This window comes from Bordetella sputigena (assembly GCF_965137885.1).
Classification (GTDB): Bacteria; Pseudomonadota; Gammaproteobacteria; order Burkholderiales; family Burkholderiaceae_B; genus Bordetella_C; species Bordetella_C sputigena.
The window spans coordinates 472,565-487,986 of record NZ_CBCSCA010000001.1; the positions used below are offsets into that span (position 1 = coordinate 472,565).

A 15,422-nucleotide genomic window follows, 5' to 3' on the forward strand; every position below is an offset into this window, starting at 1 on the left:
CAATTCTAGGCGGGCGGTCGCGCGTCCGTATCCGATCATGCTTCGAGGGCAGTCCATGGAAGACCTGAGCAATAGCGAGTTCATGAACTACATCGCCGGTAAATGGGTGCCATGCGCCAGCGGCAAGACGGTGCCTAACATCAACCCGGCGAATATCGAAGAGGTCGTCGGCCATTTCCAAGCCTCCGGCGCCGCCGACGGCGAGGCAGCCGTGGCGGCCGCTCAGGCCGCGTTCGAAAAATGGAAGGCCACGCCCATATCCAAAAGGGCCCAGATCCTGTCCCGCGCGGCGGACTATCTGGAAGCCCACGCGGGCCAGTTTGCCGAGGAGCTGACGCGCGAGGAAGGCAAGGCGCTAGGGCTCAGCCGCGACGAGATCCTGCGTTCCGCGCAGACCCTGCGTTTTTACGCGGCGGAGGGATTGTCGTTCACCGGCGAGACCTTCCCGAATGATGATCCGGAGATGGTCGTCTACAGTCAGTTGGAGCCGCTGGGTGTAGTCACCGTGATTTCACCGTGGAATTTCCCGGTGTCCATCCCGGCGCGCAAGATCGCGCCGGCCTTGATCATGGGCAATACGGTGGTGTTCAAGCCTTCGTCGGACGCGCCGCTCAGCGGCTACCGGCTGACGGAAGCCTTCGTGGAAGCGGGTATACCGGACGGCGTGTTGAACTTCCTGACCGGACCGGCGGCGGCCGTCGGCCCGTCGATCATCGAGTCCGCGCACGTCAAGGCGATCTCCTTTACCGGATCGACACAGGCAGGCGAGCAGATCCATCGCTCGGTCGGTCTTGCTACCCGCACCCAGATGGAGCTGGGCGGCAAGAATCCGCTTATCGTCCTGGCGGACGCCGACCTGGACAAGGCAGTGGACCTGACGATCAAAGGCGGTTTTTCCCTGACCGGCCAAGCCTGCACCGGCACCAGCCGTGTGCTGGTAGACCGACGGGTCAAGGCGGCTTATACGGAAAAGCTGCTGGCCAGGGTCAAGACCATGAAGATAGGCAACGGGCTGGAGCCCGGTTGCGAACTGGGGCCGTTGGCTACGGGCCGCCAGCTGGACAACGTCCTGTCGTATATCGCCATCGGCAAAAGCGAGGCCACGCATTTATATGGCGGCGACCGCTTGATGGAAGGCGGCCTCGCCAAGGGCTATTACGTCTCGCCGGCCATATTCACCGATGTCACGCAGCAGATGCGCATTGCGCGTGAGGAAATCTTCGGACCGGTTATCGCCATCATCGAAGTGGACGGTTACGAGGATGCGATCGCCAAGGCCAATGACACCGAGTATGGGCTATCCGCGGCCATCGCCACTACCGATGCCGGCTACGCGCACCGGTTCGCCAAGGACATCCAGGCCGGGACGGTCAAGATCAATCGGACCACCACCGGCAACCTGATCAATGCCCCGTTCGGCGGGTTGAAGCAGTCCAGCACGTCCACCTTCCGCGAATCGGGCAGGGTGGGACTGGCGTTCTATACGCAGATCAAGACGGTATATCGCGCGGCATAGGCCGGCCGTGCCGGCCTGGAGCCCAGGCGGGCAATTGTCATCGCAGTACAGCAGGAGCATGGAATGAAACAGGTATACAGACTGGAACTCGAAGAAGCGCGCGCGATGATCGCCGCGGCCATCGCCAGGTCGCGCGAGATCGGCGTGCTGGAGACCATATGCGTGGTGGATGACGGTGGCTACCCGATCGCCATGGAGCGGATGAATGGCGCGCGGATCACCGGCCCGCAGATCGCCTGGAACAAGGCATTTACCGCGGCCGGCCACAAGCGCTCCACGCATTTGTTCAATACCGCGCCCAATGGCCCGGCGTTGCCCGGCAACGAGGCCTTCGGCATCCAGTGGAGTTTCGACGGCAAGTTCGCCGTATTCGTCGGCGGCTTTCCCATTGTCGTGGATGACGAGGTCATAGGCGGGGTGGGCCTGAGCGGCGGTAACGGCGAGCAGGATACGGCAGCCGGTCTGGCGGCGTTGCAGGCGCTTGCGGACCTGCTGGAGCAGAAAGGCATGAAAGTGCTGGTGGCCGCCGACATCAAAAAGTGAATAACTCAGGGGGATGACTGCCATGTCCTACCGCGTTGTAGTGCTGGAATCCGACGTGACCTTCACGGTGGAAGAGAACGAATCCATCCTGGACGCGGCGCAACGCGCCGGCGCGGCGATGCCGCACGAGTGCACTTTCGGCATGTGCGGCAGTTGCCGGGTCAAGATAGAGGAAGGCGCGGTTGCCTATGAAGAATTGCCCCCCGGCCTGGCCGCCGCCGAGCATGAACAGGGCTACGCGCTCGCTTGCCAGGCGCGCCCCCTGTCCGACGTGGTGTTGAGCCTGCCCGCCCGCGGTCCGCTCATGCCCGCCTCCATTGTGACCAGCGCATCGCTGGTCCATATACGGAACGTCTGCGACAGCGTGTTGCACCTGAGGCTGGCCGTGCCGGAGGGCGGCCTGCCCGAATACCGGGCGGGACAGTATATGAATATCCTGCTGCCGGACGGCAGCAAACGCAGCTTTTCGATGGCGTCGCCGTGCCCTGGCGGTGGTGGAGAAATCGATTTTCATATCCGCCGCATACCCGGTGGACGTTTCACTGACACGATATTGGCCCAGGCGACGCCCGGCATGTCCCTGCGGATAGAAGTGCCGCTGGGCACGTTCTGCTATCGCGAAGAGGACTATCGTCCCTTGCTGATGGTCGCGACGGGAACCGGCCTGGCCCCCATCAAGGCCATTCTGGAGTCCTTGCTGGACAACGCCGACTGCCCGCCTGTCAAGCTGTATTGGGGCGTTCGTACAGAGGCGGATCTTTACATGCGCGACGTCATCGAAAGCTGGAAGGGCAGGTTGTACGAATTTGAATTCATCCCGGTCTTGTCGCGCCCGGATGCGTCCTGGCATGGCCGGCGTGGCCATGTCCAGGATGTCGTGGCGGAAGACCATGACGATTTATCCGAGTACGCGATATACCTATGTGGCTCGCCCAACATGGTGAACGAGGCGAAAGCCGTCTTCGCCATGCTGGGCGCCAGCATGGCGCATGTCTATGCGGACAGCTTTACCTTTCAGGAGCTGATCCCGGCTGGATAAGCCGGGGTGCAGCTTGTCTTACGCCGGGACGCCCGCCAGGCGGGACAGGATTTCCAGCTGGCTTTGGCGGTACTGCTGCCAGACCTTGGGCATGTAGCTGAGTTGCCCGTGAAGTCGACGCATATAGTTCTTAACGTCCTCGCGTCCTTTCAGAAGCTTGTGCAGCGCCTTGCGTGCCGGCTGGCCCAGGCGGTTGAGGGCTTCTTCGTGGAAATCCATTTCGCTCTGGTGGTTGAGCGCCTGGCATTGTGCGTCGGCCAGTTTGTCCATGGCATCGAGCAGCGCCTCGGGATGTTTTTTGTGGGGCAGCGCCGCGATGACGCCCGCCAGGGCCGCGGCGCCACGTCGTATGCCGGCTTCCTTTTCCATTCGATCGTGCAGCGTCCGGTAGAAGCTTTGCAATGTGGCGTTGGGCGTCGTAGCCGCCTGGAGTTCCTGGCGCGCCGTGGCCAGATTGGTCCGCAGCTGGGCCAATTCATCAGGCCGCAGCTTGCTGAGGCGATCGCGGACCAGTTCGATCTGGGTGAAGGAGGCGTTGATCTTGCCGCCTTTGCCATTCGGTCGCTGCGCCAGGCCTTGCAGCGCCTGCAATTGTTTGTCCGTGATCCGCCCGCCATCGATCAAGGTGTGCACCGCGCCCTTGACCACGGCCTTGGCGGCATCCTGTGGCGTCGGTGTCCAGCGCAGCTTTGCCGCGATGCTGTGGCGGGCCTTGCGGAAAGACATTCCCAGCGTTGTCATGGGAGTGACGACGGCCGGATACTCGATGTGGCCGGGCTGGGCGCCGGCCGCCGGCGGGTTATGGCCGGCAGCACGCGACGGGATCGATGGAGTGGTCGGCATCGCCGGGATTGCCCTGATGTCCGCGTTCCGCTCGCGGAAACCCGCCGGTCGTCCGCCCGCGCCCAAAATCCCGCGGCAGGCGGTACGCAGATCATCGATGAAGCGCACCATCTGATCCCGTATCGTGGGGTCGCGTTCGAAGTCGAACAGATCGTCGGCCATGAATTTGTCGAACGCGCGCGATGCTGCGTTTTCCTCCGGCGTTTGCCGCAGCATGGTCGCCATCGCATATTGCTGTTCCGGCGAGAATCGCGACATCAGATCCATCAGTCGTTCCACGCGAGGCCGGTCCATTTCGCCCGTCAGCAGGTCGCCGTAATACATTTCGCGTATGGCGGCACTGAGCTGCTGTGGCTGGCCATTGCGGGCGGCTACCAGTGCGGCCGCGCCCGGCCGGTCCCAGGAAGCGGCGCGGCCGTGTTCCCGCGCCAGTTCGGCAACCAGCCCCAGCAGGAGCGAAGCCGCCCGGTGTTCCCGGGCTGCCCGCATGGCCTGCGGCGTGCCGGCCTGCTTGCGCGATCGATTGTGTACGCCCAGCAGCTTGCCGGCATCATGCAGGATCGTCTTGCCCATGCCGTCGGTGCGATCGTTCAAGCGCGCCAGGGCGCCGAGCGTTTCCGGCGACAGGCTGTGCATCAGCGGGTCCAGCACACGTTTGATGAGCTGTCTATCGAGGGCGTCGTAGCCTTCGGCATGGGTCCGCTGGGCCAGCGCGGCCACCATCAAGGCAACATTCCGCGCGGCTTTCGGATCGTTGTCGTTGTCGGCGAGCGCCGTCAGGGACTTGTAGAAGTCCAGGGCGCGACGATGCAGGGCTTCCGGCGCATGGCGTTCGGCGCGGGCGATGCGGCGCAGTGCCGAGGCGCCCGTGAGCCTGGGCGGCGAGCTGGCGGCCGAGGCTGTTTCCGTGTCGTCTTGCGACGCGATCGGCATCAAGGCTTGCTGCAGTTCCTTGATGACGATGTCGACATCCCGATGGTGCCTGGCGCTGGTCGTCAGCGTCGATACCAGGCGCAGGCCGGCGCCGCGGGTCGCCGCGCGTTCGGCTGACGCATAGGCTGGCGCGGCCGGGGCGCGGACGTGGTGATCGGGTCGTTCGGCGTCGGCGTTCGCCTGTATGGCGCCGGAGTGAGCGCTCGGGATCTCGTCCAGCGGTGTCGCGGTGGCCGCCAGGCCGGACGCGTCGGAGCCACGGAACGACGGAGGTTCCTCTCCGTAGGCGGAAAGGTTGTCACCCAATGGCTTGATGCTGTCCGAGCAATCCGAGGGTTTCTTGCGCGGAATCGGCAGGCTCCGGGTGTGGATGGAAATTGCATCGTCGAGCGGGTCGAGCCCGCTCTGAATGGACTCCGACGACGGAAAGCTGTTGGACATGGTGCGCGGCACGCCCGAATCCGGCGTGGAAGGCGTGCCGGCGAGTTCGCCCGTGCTGCCGCGCGAGGCGGCACGTTTCGTATCGACCCGCGGCACGTCCACGCTTGCGACGAGCTTGAGCTTGCGCGTGGCGGGTATGGGCCGCTCATCGGGCTGGTATTTGTTGCTGGCCCGGCCCGTTTCGCCGACCGCGCCGGCTTCGAAGGAATGGCTGCCCACTTTGCCGGAGCGTGCCTGTGTGTCGGACCCGTAGGCGTCGGTGGGGGATTGGGTAGCCTGGACGGCTGCTGCGACTGCTGTCATGGTGCATCACTCTGCGTGGTATTAAGGAGCCGGGCCGCCACGGCGGTGGCCGGGGTGCTGCCGTGATGGCGTACACCGGCAGATCGGTTACCTGTCCCGTCCAGTGGGTTCGAGCTTATGCGTCTCGGATATGGATGATTTTCGTGATGGCGTGCAACTTATGATGGCATGCCGTTCACTTGGTCCGCCTCCGGGGCGTCCTGTCCCGAAGCGCGGCGGGTCGGCCATGGTTGACCAGGCCGTGTCGCGCCGCGAACGCCTGTCGGCGACAGGCGGTATAGTCTGCGCGACTACCTCCGTCGAGAGTTTCGATGCCGCACTTCCATGATGCTGAAGACCGGGCAGGCCGCCAGGCCGGCCATGAGCCGGGCAGCGACGGCCATGGCGGTCACGCCCACGATGGCCACGGCCACACCCATGGCCCGGGCGACAGCCACGGCCACGGCCACAGCCATGGCGCCGCCGATGAACGCAGGCTGGCGTGGGCGCTGGGTGTGATCGTGGTGTTCATGATCGTCGAGGTCGTCGGCGGCCTGGTATCGGGATCGTTGGCCTTGCTGGCCGACGCCGGCCATATGGTCAGCGATGCGGCCGCCCTGGCGTTCAGCCTGGTGGCGCTGCGCGTGGGCCGGCGATCCGCGACGCCGCGCATGTCGTACGGCTACCGCCGCCTGGAGATATTGGCGGCATTCGTGAACGGGCTTGCCTTGTTCGCCATCGCGATCTGGATCACGGTGGAGGCCGTCGAGCGATTCCGGCAGCCCGTGCAAGTGATGGGGAACACCATGCTGGCCATCGCGGTCGCCGGCCTGCTGGCCAACATCGTCGGTTTCATGATCCTGACCGGCGGCAGCCAGGCGAATCTGAATATGCGCAGCGCGCTGCTGCACGTGATGGGTGATCTGCTGGGTTCGCTGGCGGCCATCGTGGCCGCGGTGGTGATCATCTGGACAGGCTGGATGCCTATCGATCCCATCCTGTCGGTGCTGGTCGCCCTGATCGTTCTGAGAGGCGCGTGGTACCTGGTGCACTCCTCCGGCCATATCCTGCTGGAAGGTACGCCCCGCGGCCTGGAGCCCAATGCAATCAAGGCGGATCTGGAGGAGAATGTCGCCGTGGTGCGCGTGGCGCACCATATCCACGCCTGGTCCATCACCGCGGAGCAGCATATGCTCACGCTGCATGTCGTTCCGCGCGAAGGCGTCGCCGCGCGCGACGTCATCAGCGCCGTGCGCGAGCGCGTCGCGGAGCGATTCAATATCTCGCATGTGACGGTGCAGGTGGAGGATCCCGACCACTACAACTTGGATGCGGCCGGCGCAGCGGATTGCGATGGCGCCGCTTCCGGAGAAGGACGTTCATGAGCGGAATACGTATCGGTATCGCGGGCTTCGGCGCCATCGGGCAATCGGTCGCCCAATCGTTGGATGCGGGCGTGCTGCCCGGCGTTACGCTGGCGGCCATCGCGGTGCGCGATCCCGCGCGGCATGCCGACATGCCGTGGCAAGGCACACCTCCGGTCTTCACCACGCTGGACGGCCTGGAGCCGCGATGCGATGTCGTCGTCGAATGCGCGCCGGGCGCCGTTATCGAGCAGGCCATCGGCCCCATGCTGCGCGCCGGCAAGAAAGCCGTCGTTCTCAGTTCAGGTGCCTTGCTGTCCCATCCAGAGCTGATCGAGATCGCGCGCGCCAGTGGCGGACAAATCGTCATCCCCTCGGGCGCGATCCTGGGCCTGGACGCCTTGTCCGCCGCGGCGGAAGGCCAGATCCGCGCGGTCACCATGATCACCCGCAAACCCGTCCGCGGTCTCCTGGGAGCGCCGTACCTGACGGCGAACAACATCGATATTTCCGACATCACCGAGCCGACGCTGATATTCCGCGGGTCCCCGCGCGAAGCCGCCATCGGTTTCCCGGCCAATCTGAACGTGGCGGCCAGCGTGTCGCTGGCGGGCATCGGGCCGGACCGGACCACGCTGGAAATCTGGGCCGATCCCACGCTGGAGCGTAATGTGCATCGGGTCGAAGTCGATTCGGATGCCGCCGCCTTTTCGATGGAAATCCAGAACATACCGTCGGAAAATCCCAAGACCGGCCGGATCACCGCGCAAAGCGTGCTGGCGGCGCTGCGCAAGCTCAATGGTCCGCTACGCGTAGGCACTTGATCGCCGCGTGGCCGGCGCGTCCGTCGGCCATGCCAGGCTGGACGCTTACGGGGCGGAGCCGCGGTCGCGATGCGCCGGGCTTGCGCTTACACCGCCGGCCACACGCCCGAGCAGCCGCGACGATGGCTGCCGACCAGATGCGTATCGATGATCCCGGTGGCTTCCATCAGCGCGTGCATGGTCGTCGGCCCGACGAAGGCGAAGCCGCGTGCGCGCAAGGCCTTGCTCAGCGCGATCGAGTCCGCCGAGATCGTGGGAATTTCCGCCAGGGTGCGGGGGGCCGGTGTTTCCGCCGGCTGGAACGACCAGATGAAATCCGCCAGGCCGCCGTCTTCGCGCAGCCTGATCGTCGCGGCGGCATTGTTGATGGTGGCGAGGATCTTGGCGCGATTGCGCACGATGCCCGCGTCGCCCAGCAGGCGCCGGACATCGTCATCGGTGTAGGCGGCCACTTTGTCCGGATCGAAGCGATGGAAGGCAGCCCGGAAGGCCTCGCGCTTGCGCAGGATCGTCGCCCACGACAGGCCTGACTGAAAGCCTTCCAGCACCAACCGTTCGAACATGCCGCGCTCGTCGCGCACCGGCATGCCCCATTCGGTATCGTAGTAAGCCTGCAGCAGCGCGTCGACCGCGGCCCAGGGCGGACGCGCGAGTCCATCGGCGCCCACGATCAGGCCGCTGTTTGCGATATCGATTGCCGGCGCCGGTGCCGCCGGCGTTTTGGGCTTGCCCCGGGTAGCCAAGTCCGCTATCCCTTCACATCGGACGGGCGTCAGCGTTGGCGTAATTGCGCTGCAGGCTGGGCACCGGGAAGCTGTTGTTGATCATGGCGGTGCGCAGGTGTTCGGCGTCCATGAAGTCCGCATGGCGGCGGTTGGAATGCAGCAGCACCATGACCACCGGGCGGCCTTCGACGGTGGCCTGCATCACCAGGCAAATCCCCGACTCATTGATGAAGCCGGTTTTCTGCAGGCCGATCTCCCAGTCCGGCTTGCCGAGCAGGATGTTGGTGCTGCGATAGTCGAGCACGCCCTTGCCGGTATTCACCGTATAGTTCTGGTCCGTCGAATACAGGCGGATCAGGGGATAGTGCGCGGCGGCCTGCACCATCTTCACCAGGTCGCGCGCCGTGGAGACGTTGTACTTGGACAGGCCGGCCACATTCTCGAAATGCGTATGCGTCATGCCCAGGGCCCGCGCTTTTGCGTTCATCGCGGCGATGAAGGCCAGCCGTCCGCCGGGGTAGTAGCGCGACAGCGCCGCCGCCGCGCGGTTTTCGGATGCCATCAAGGCAATGTGCAGCATGTCCTCGCGCGATAGCACCGAGCCTATGCGCAGGCGAGATCCCGTGTGCTTTTCGAAATCCTGGTCGTCGTCCGTGACGCGGATCGGTTCGGCCAGCGATGCGCCGGAATCCAGCACCACCATCGCCATCATCAGCTTGGTGATCGAGGCGATGGGAACGACGGCGTCCGCATCCTTGTCGACCAGCGGCAGGCCGGTGGTCTCGTCGACCATATAGGCGATTTCGGAGTGCAGGGTGCTGCCGTCCGGCGCGAACGGCTGCTTGGCATAAGCGTCGAGCTCAAGGGCGGTGCGCGTGGCCACGGCCCCGCGAGCCGCGCCGCGGCCGTGGGCGCCCGTGACTTCGCGCGAACGCGAGCGATAGATGATCTTGCTGGTTTTCTTTTTGGCCGCGACCGGTTTGGCGGGGGCCTTTTTGGCGGTGCTCTTCTTGGTCGTCTGCGGCGCGTCGGCGGCGCTGGCGCCGGTGGCGAGCGGCAGGGCCAGGAAGGTGGCCGCGGCGGTCTGCAGTATCAGGCCGGCCGAAACGCGGCGCGCGAGGCCACGCAGTGGAGATAGGAAATCAGGCATGGGAAGGCGGGGAAGGCGGTGGTGAGACGATGGCTTGCCCGGGCTTGAAGTCAGCGGCCGGCAGCGTCATCGTCAGCGTTTGGAATGGGGGGATGCAAAGCAGGCCACGCGTACTCATGGCCGCTCCCCCTGCAGGAATTCTTCGATTTCGGCGCGTTCTTCGCGCGTGACGTGTCCGCGCAGGGCGGCCAGCACCAAGGCCTTGCCGGATCCCGAGAAGACCTTCTGGATCAGATCCTTCAGCAGCCGGCTTTGCAGCGCATTCTGCGTGTGGGCAGGCGCATAGACGTGCGACCGCTCGCTTTCGTCGCGCGTCAGCAGGCCCTTGGCGTGCATGATCTGCATCTGCCGCAGGACCGCGGCATAGGTCAGGTCGGGACGTTCAGCCTGCATGGCCTGGTGCGCCTGCTTCACCGTCGCGGGGCCGAGCGCCCACAACGCGCGCAATACCTGGAGTTCGGCGGCGGTGGGCTTGGCGGAGACGGCGGCGAGAGTCACGGAACGCGGGCTGGAAGAACAAAATTGCCGCGTAGAATACTTTTTCTAGAAAAATCCGTCTACTTCCCCGGGTTTGCCCGGGGGCGCCGCAGTCCCGCAATCAGCGCCGCCATTGCACCTGCCCACTAAGCCAACATCCCGCGCCATCGTCCCGGGCACGCAGATGGATGGCGGAAGGCGCGCCCATCGCCACGCCTTGCCGCACGGTATAGGTTTGCGTCGGCGGTAGCAGGCCCTGCGTATGCAGATAGCCCCACAGCGCGGCGGCGGCGATGCCGGTGGCGGCGTCCTCGGGATAGCCGGATGCCTTCGGGAATTGGCGGGCGCAGGCGCCGCCATCCCGCAAGGTATAAGGGTAGAGGCCGGTGGAGCCAATCGCTTCGCATAGCGTGGCCATGGCGCTGAAGTCGGGAGCCAGCGCATCCAGCGCCTGTACATCGGGTAGCCGTACCAGCGTTTTTACACGGCTGGTGCTGGCGTTGACGGCGTGCAGGCCCGGCGTCGCGGGATCGATGCGCAGGACGCGGGCGATGTGTGCCAGCGCGCTTGGCGGCAGGGCTTCCAGGGAAACGTCCGGCTGCGAAACCCAGGCCCATTGCCGCGCCTCGTCCCATTCGACATCGACGCTGCCGCTCAGGGTCTGGACGCGCGCGGTCGGCGCATTCCACAGTCCCCATTGCCGCAAGGCCCACAGCGTGCCTACGGTTGCGTGGCCGCACATCTCCATTTCGTGATCAGGCACGAAGAAGCGCAGCCGCCAGTCATGCGCGGCGGGATTGTCCGGCGGCAGCACGAAGGACGACTCGTGTCCATGCGCGGCCGCCAGCGCCCGCATCCGGTCCGCCGGCATGCCGCGGGCATCCAGCATCAGCGGAACCGGATTGCCGCCCCGATCGCCGGCGCCGGGATCGACGAAGACGCGCAGCAGGGTGGCCGCGCCTGCCGGCGGGCGCGGCACATCCGTGGATGTAATGGACGTATCAGTCAAGCTGGGCTCCGACGGAACGCACGATGTTGCCCCAGAACGGTGTGTCGCGGGTCACCGCCTGGCTCAGGGCCGCAGGCGTATCGGGATGAACGTCCACCCCCTTGGATGCCAGATCCGCCGCCACGGCGGGATCCTTCAGCACTTCATTCAGCGCGGCATTCATGCGCGTGACGATGTCGGGCGGGGTCCCTTTGGGGAAGGCCAGCCCGTACCAAAGCTGCTGCGTGTACGCCGGCATGCCCTGCTGGGCGAAGGTGGGGACCGCAGGCAGGATGGGCGTGGCCGCTGTCGTGGCGACGGCGACGAGTTTGCCGGCGCGAACGAAGGGCGCCAGGCCGACCGGGTTGTCGAACATGATATCCACCTGTCCGCCGATCAGATCGGTATAGGCCGGCGCCGCGCCGCGATACGGGACGTGCGTCAGGTTCAGGTTCTGCTCCTTGCGGTACATCTCGCCCAACAGGTGCGACACGGTGCCGACGCCGACCGAGGCGAACGTGCTCTGGCCGCGCGCCTTCAGTGCCTGAGCCAAGGCCGCCAGCGAGTTCGCCTTCAACGCGGGATTGGCGGCCAGCACATACGGCGATGTGCCGATGAAGCCGGCGTAAGCGAAGTCGCGCGAGGGATCGTAGGGCAGGTTTTTGTACAGGCTGGGACTGACCGCGTGGGTACTGGTCGTGACCGCCAGCGCCGTATAGCCGTCGGCGGGCGCGCGCGCGGCCTGGCCGGAGCCGATGGTGCCGCCCGCCCCGCCGACGTTGTTGATAATGATAGTCTGCCCGAGCTTGCCGGCGAGCATGGGCTGCAGCGCGCGGACCACCAGGTCGGTGCCGCCGCCGGGCGGGAAGGGCACGATGATGGTCACGGGCTTTTGCGGCCAGGCGGTCTGGGCGGGCGCGGCCGGCGGCACGATGGCCAGCGCCAGCGCGGCGGCAAGGCAGGACCAGTTGCTTCGGGACATGGCGTCCTCCTGTTAGAGGCAATCATCCTATGCGCCGGTGCGGGCGCCGGCGAACCGGTACGCGGCATATTCCGATCCGAATCGCGACAGCGGGATCGGCTTGCGGGAAAACGCCTGGCGCGCCGCGCGCCGCCATGGGCGCCGTCCCGGTTAGCATGTCGCAAGAGACGCGTTTCCGCGCCGACGGCGGCCGCGATATGACCGCCGCTGCCGGCGCAGCACGACGAGGCGCCAACCGCCTCTATCGGAGTAATCGCATGGTCCGGCATGTCCCGCTTTCCTCCAAGCTCGACCTGATCGCGCGCGACGGCTATGCGCTCGCCGCCAGTCGCCAGCCCGGCTACACCTTCAATTGGCACGCCCACGATTGCGCCATGCTGCTGTGGCCGCGCGCGGGCGCGCTGGATAGCGCATGGGACATGGCCGGCGGCCGTCGCCGCGGCCGGCTGGTGCGCGGCCAGGCGCTGCTGCTGCCGGCCTACGTCTCGCACAGCACGCGTTCGGGCAGCGCCACGCATCAGCATGGCGAGCTCTATCTGGCTCCCGAGTTGATGCGGCGCTGCCTGCCCGGCGTGCTTGCCTATGGCGATGGCGGACGCCGGGATGCCGGACCGGGCGGAAGCCGCCGGGCAAGTGGCCAGTCCGGCGGCGCGCTGCAGCTGGATGGCGCGGCGCAGGCGATACTGGAGGCGTTATGGATGCCCGCGCTGTCGTCCAGGGCCATGCCTGGCCTGGTGTGCGCGCTGATCGAACAGTTGGGCGCCAGCCGCCCCGCGGCGATCGCACCGGAGCCGGTCGGGCATGTGGCGCGCCGCTGGCTGCATGGCCTGCAGGCAGGCCTCGAGCACGGCAGGCCATTGCCGTCGATTGCGCAATCCGCCGCTACGCTGGGGGTATCCGTCCGGACCCTGCAGCGCGCCTGCATGCAGGAATACGGATGCGCTCCGGTCACATTGCGCCGCATGGCGCTGGCCGAGGCCGCTCGCGCGAGGATGGCGGCGGGCGAGCCGCTGGCGCGCGTCAGCGTGGAGCTGGGTTTCGCCAACAGCGGCCATCTTGGACGGCTGTTGAGGGAAGCGCCCGCGTCGCTTCCATTCGTGTCCCGCATGCCGCGCGACGGATGAGGCGCATGCTGGCCGCGCGGTCGCGGACGGCGGAGTTCCAGATGCCGGCACCCGCTGGCCGCATGGCCGGGGCGCGTACCTGGACCGGTTAAACTTCCCGGCTGTATTGGCATGAGGGCGCGGCGATGGTATTGGGCAGAATCGAAAAACAGTCGGCTGAGCAGCTCGCCGCCGACGCCATACGCGAATACATCCTCAGCGGCCAGATCTCGCCCGGTTCCAAGCTGACCGAGGCCTTTCTCGCGGAGCGGTTCGGCTTGTCCAGGGCGACCGTGCGCGGCGCCTTGCAGCGCATGTCGCAAGAGGGCCTGGTGCAACTGGTGCCCTACACCGGATGGGAGACGATCAGGATCACCTCCCACGACGCGTGGGAGCTTTACACCTTGCGCGCCAGCATGGAATCGCTGGCGGCGCGGCTGGCCTGCGCGAGTCTGGATGAGAAGGGCAGGGGACTCCTGGAGACCGCTTACAAGCGCCTGGTGGATGCTTGTGCCGCCGAAGACAACCGCGCGGTATCGCGCGCCGACTTCAATCTGCACCAGACCATCATCGAGCTGAGCGGCCACGCGCGGCTGGCCCAGTGGTACAAGGTGGTGGAACAACAGATCTCGCTGTACATCACCTGGAGCGACTTCATTCCGAAGAACGTCTACACCACCGTGCCGGCTCACCACGGCCCGATCGTGCAAGCCATACTGGCGGGCGACGCGGAGACGGCGGCGCGGCTTTCCGCGGAGCACAACGTCGCCGCGGGCGAAAAGCTGATGGCGCATCTGCGCGCGCTGGAAACCCGGCAACTGGCGGGCGTCGAGCCAAAAACCGGCGCCGCCGACGGCAAGCTGGGCATCCTTTCTTCTTGACGCGGGCAAAATCCCACTCCATACTTTGCAGTATATGGTCGACCATCGACTAGCGACCATCGACCACCCGGTGCGTGTGTCCACGCGCCCCCAAATTTTCAAGGCTCAGCTAATGAAGGTCCGCGAGGTACGCGTCTACATCATTCACACCGCCCGTCTGCATCCCGTCGTGGTCGAGGTGGAAACCGACGAGGGAATAATCGGCATAGGCGAAGCCGGCATCGCCTACGGGTTGGGCCAGACCGCCGTCGCGGGCATGGTCAAGGACATCGCGGAGCGCATCCTGATCGGCAAGGATCCTTTCCGTATCGAAGCCCTGTGGTCGGAGATGTATGACCACACCTTCTGGGCCAAGGGCAATGGCGGCCCTATCGTCTACGGCGCCATCAGCGCGATCGAAACGGCGCTGTGGGACATCAAGGGCAAGGCCCTGAATGTTCCGGTGTATGAGATGCTGGGCGGCAAGATACGTGAGGACGTGCGCCTCTATTCCAATGGCTGGGGCCAGCCGCATCGGGAGGTAAAGCCTTTCGCGGACGCCGCCGAGAAAGCCGTCAGCGAAGGCTTCGACGCGCTCAAGTGCTACCCCTTTGCCTATCGCGATCCGGATCCGCGCGCGACCTCGCGCCATCCCTCCATGCGGGCGCTGGACAAGGACATCCTGAATCTGGCGTATGACAAGCTGAAAGCGGCCCGCCAGGCCGTCGGTCCGAACGTGGACATCATGCTGGACCTGAGCGGGGGCCTGAGCTGCGACGAGACCATACGTTTCTGCCGCAGGGTCGAGGAACTGGACATTTTCTTCATCGAAGAACCTTGCGATCCGTTCGACGTCGGCGCGCTGAAAAAGATCTCCGAGCACGTGCGCATACCCGTGGCCGCGGGCGAACGCGTGTACACGCGCTATGGCTTCCGGCCGATGCTCGAAGCGCATGCGGTGGACGTGATCCAGCCGGATATCGCCCTGACCGGCGGCATCATGGAAGCCAAGAAAATCGCCGCGATGGCCGAGGCCTATGACATCCGTGTGCAGCCGCATGTCTGCGGCAGTCCGCTGTCGACCGCCATCGCGCTGCATCTGGATGCGTGCATTCCCAACTTCGCCATCCAGGAAATCTACCCGTATTGGCAAACCATGCCGGGCTACATCGAGATCCTCGACGACGCTCCCGAAGCCCGCATCAAAGGGGGGCGCCTGGACATCTCCGATAAGCCGGGATGGGGCGTGAACCTGCGCAAGGACGCGATCCGGTCCTTCCTGGCGCACACCGTCACCGCCGCCTGATAGGCCGGTCCGGATTCACCCGTGCACGCCGCGCCGCGCGAGAGCG

At 65.7% G+C, this 15,422-nt stretch carries 14 protein-coding genes; 8 read left to right on the plus strand and 6 right to left on the minus strand.

Translation table 11 applies throughout. From position 1 onward, the window contains the following. The first annotated feature begins 55 nt into the window (after positions 1-55). The 3 genes from ACNA0R_RS02240 (at position 56) to ACNA0R_RS02250 (ending at position 3,098) form a co-directional block, all read left to right on the plus strand. On the plus strand, positions 56-1,516 hold the full coding sequence (locus tag ACNA0R_RS02240) for an aldehyde dehydrogenase family protein (RefSeq protein ID WP_415824467.1): 1,461 nt from the start codon (positions 56-58) through the stop codon (positions 1,514-1,516). Between the two features lie 63 nt (positions 1,517-1,579). Further along, positions 1,580-2,059, plus strand: coding sequence for a GlcG/HbpS family heme-binding protein (locus tag ACNA0R_RS02245; protein WP_415824251.1), 480 nt, complete (start codon positions 1,580-1,582; stop codon positions 2,057-2,059). A gap of 22 nt (positions 2,060-2,081) precedes the next feature. Further along, the gene (locus ACNA0R_RS02250) at positions 2,082-3,098 is read left to right on the plus strand and encodes a 2Fe-2S iron-sulfur cluster-binding protein (protein ID WP_415824252.1); all 1,017 of its coding nucleotides are present in this window, start codon (positions 2,082-2,084) and stop codon (positions 3,096-3,098) included. Positions 3,099-3,116: 18 nt separating this feature from the next. On the opposite strand, the gene ACNA0R_RS02255 is transcribed toward ACNA0R_RS02250, so the two are convergent. Next, positions 3,117-5,618, minus strand: coding sequence for a hypothetical protein (locus ACNA0R_RS02255; RefSeq protein WP_415824253.1), 2,502 nt, complete (start codon positions 5,616-5,618; stop codon positions 3,117-3,119). A gap of 311 nt (positions 5,619-5,929) precedes the next feature. Here ACNA0R_RS02255 and ACNA0R_RS02260 point away from each other — a divergent pair, with 311 nt between their 5' ends. Beyond that, positions 5,930-6,982 (plus strand): cation diffusion facilitator family transporter, encoded by a 1,053-nt coding sequence (locus ACNA0R_RS02260; protein WP_415824254.1) that lies wholly within the window; start codon positions 5,930-5,932, stop codon positions 6,980-6,982. Continuing rightward, positions 6,979-7,785, plus strand: coding sequence for an aspartate dehydrogenase (locus tag ACNA0R_RS02265; RefSeq protein ID WP_415824255.1), 807 nt, complete (start codon positions 6,979-6,981; stop codon positions 7,783-7,785). Before ACNA0R_RS02260 ends, ACNA0R_RS02265 begins: the two co-directional genes overlap by 4 nt. Positions 7,786-7,871: 86 nt before the next feature. Here ACNA0R_RS02265 and ACNA0R_RS02270 read toward each other — a convergent pair whose 3' ends face one another. The 5 genes from ACNA0R_RS02270 to ACNA0R_RS02290 form a co-directional block, all read right to left on the minus strand. Next, positions 7,872-8,528, minus strand: a complete 657-nt coding sequence (locus ACNA0R_RS02270) for a DNA-3-methyladenine glycosylase I (RefSeq protein ID WP_415824256.1) — start codon at positions 8,526-8,528, stop codon at positions 7,872-7,874. Positions 8,529-8,541: 13 nt separating this feature from the next. Next, positions 8,542-9,660: a serine hydrolase gene (locus tag ACNA0R_RS02275; RefSeq protein WP_415824257.1), complete on the minus strand. Its 1,119-nt coding sequence runs from the start codon at positions 9,658-9,660 to the stop codon at positions 8,542-8,544. A gap of 114 nt (positions 9,661-9,774) precedes the next feature. Then, entirely contained in the window at positions 9,775-10,158 is a 384-nt protein-coding gene (locus tag ACNA0R_RS02280) for a BlaI/MecI/CopY family transcriptional regulator (RefSeq protein ID WP_415824258.1), read from the minus strand. A 100-nt stretch (positions 10,159-10,258) separates the two neighbouring features. Further along, a complete protein-coding gene (locus ACNA0R_RS02285) occupies positions 10,259-11,146 on the minus strand; it encodes a PhzF family phenazine biosynthesis protein (RefSeq protein ID WP_415824259.1) in 888 nt (295 codons plus the stop codon). Then, entirely contained in the window at positions 11,139-12,107 is a 969-nt protein-coding gene (locus ACNA0R_RS02290) for a Bug family tripartite tricarboxylate transporter substrate binding protein (RefSeq protein ID WP_415824260.1), read from the minus strand. The genes ACNA0R_RS02285 and ACNA0R_RS02290 overlap by 8 nt, the downstream gene beginning before the upstream one ends. Before the next feature lie 257 nt (positions 12,108-12,364). Here ACNA0R_RS02290 and ACNA0R_RS02295 point away from each other — a divergent pair, with 257 nt between their 5' ends. The 3 genes from ACNA0R_RS02295 to ACNA0R_RS02305 all read left to right on the plus strand — a co-directional run bounded on the left by ACNA0R_RS02295 (position 12,365) and on the right by ACNA0R_RS02305 (position 15,376). Beyond that, positions 12,365-13,231: a helix-turn-helix domain-containing protein gene (locus tag ACNA0R_RS02295; RefSeq protein WP_415824261.1), complete on the plus strand. Its 867-nt coding sequence runs from the start codon at positions 12,365-12,367 to the stop codon at positions 13,229-13,231. A gap of 131 nt (positions 13,232-13,362) precedes the next feature. Then, complete coding sequence (locus ACNA0R_RS02300; RefSeq protein ID WP_415824262.1) at positions 13,363-14,091, plus strand: GntR family transcriptional regulator; 729 nt, start codon at positions 13,363-13,365, stop codon at positions 14,089-14,091. Between the two features lie 112 nt (positions 14,092-14,203). Beyond that, positions 14,204-15,376 (plus strand): mandelate racemase/muconate lactonizing enzyme family protein, encoded by a 1,173-nt coding sequence (locus ACNA0R_RS02305; RefSeq protein WP_415824263.1) that lies wholly within the window; start codon positions 14,204-14,206, stop codon positions 15,374-15,376. Positions 15,377-15,422 lie beyond the last annotated feature (46 nt).

Excerpts from the sequence above, each read along its gene's own strand:
- ACNA0R_RS02255 (WP_415824253.1), bottom strand. The coding sequence starts at position 5,618 with ATGACAGCAGTCGCAGCAGCCGTCCAGGCTACCCAATCCCCCACCGAC.
- ACNA0R_RS02240 (WP_415824467.1), top strand. The coding sequence starts at position 56 with ATGGAAGACCTGAGCAATAGCGAGTTCATGAACTACATCGCCGGTAAA.
- ACNA0R_RS02290 (WP_415824260.1), bottom strand. The coding sequence starts at position 12,107 with ATGTCCCGAAGCAACTGGTCCTGCCTTGCCGCCGCGCTGGCGCTGGCC.
- ACNA0R_RS02275 (WP_415824257.1), bottom strand. The coding sequence starts at position 9,660 with ATGCCTGATTTCCTATCTCCACTGCGTGGCCTCGCGCGCCGCGTTTCG.
- ACNA0R_RS02250 (WP_415824252.1), top strand. The coding sequence starts at position 2,082 with ATGTCCTACCGCGTTGTAGTGCTGGAATCCGACGTGACCTTCACGGTG.
- ACNA0R_RS02260 (WP_415824254.1), top strand. The coding sequence starts at position 5,930 with ATGCCGCACTTCCATGATGCTGAAGACCGGGCAGGCCGCCAGGCCGGC.
- ACNA0R_RS02265 (WP_415824255.1), top strand. The coding sequence starts at position 6,979 with ATGAGCGGAATACGTATCGGTATCGCGGGCTTCGGCGCCATCGGGCAA.
- ACNA0R_RS02305 (WP_415824263.1), top strand. The coding sequence starts at position 14,204 with ATGAAGGTCCGCGAGGTACGCGTCTACATCATTCACACCGCCCGTCTG.
- ACNA0R_RS02245 (WP_415824251.1), top strand. The coding sequence starts at position 1,580 with ATGAAACAGGTATACAGACTGGAACTCGAAGAAGCGCGCGCGATGATC.
- ACNA0R_RS02295 (WP_415824261.1), top strand. The coding sequence starts at position 12,365 with ATGGTCCGGCATGTCCCGCTTTCCTCCAAGCTCGACCTGATCGCGCGC.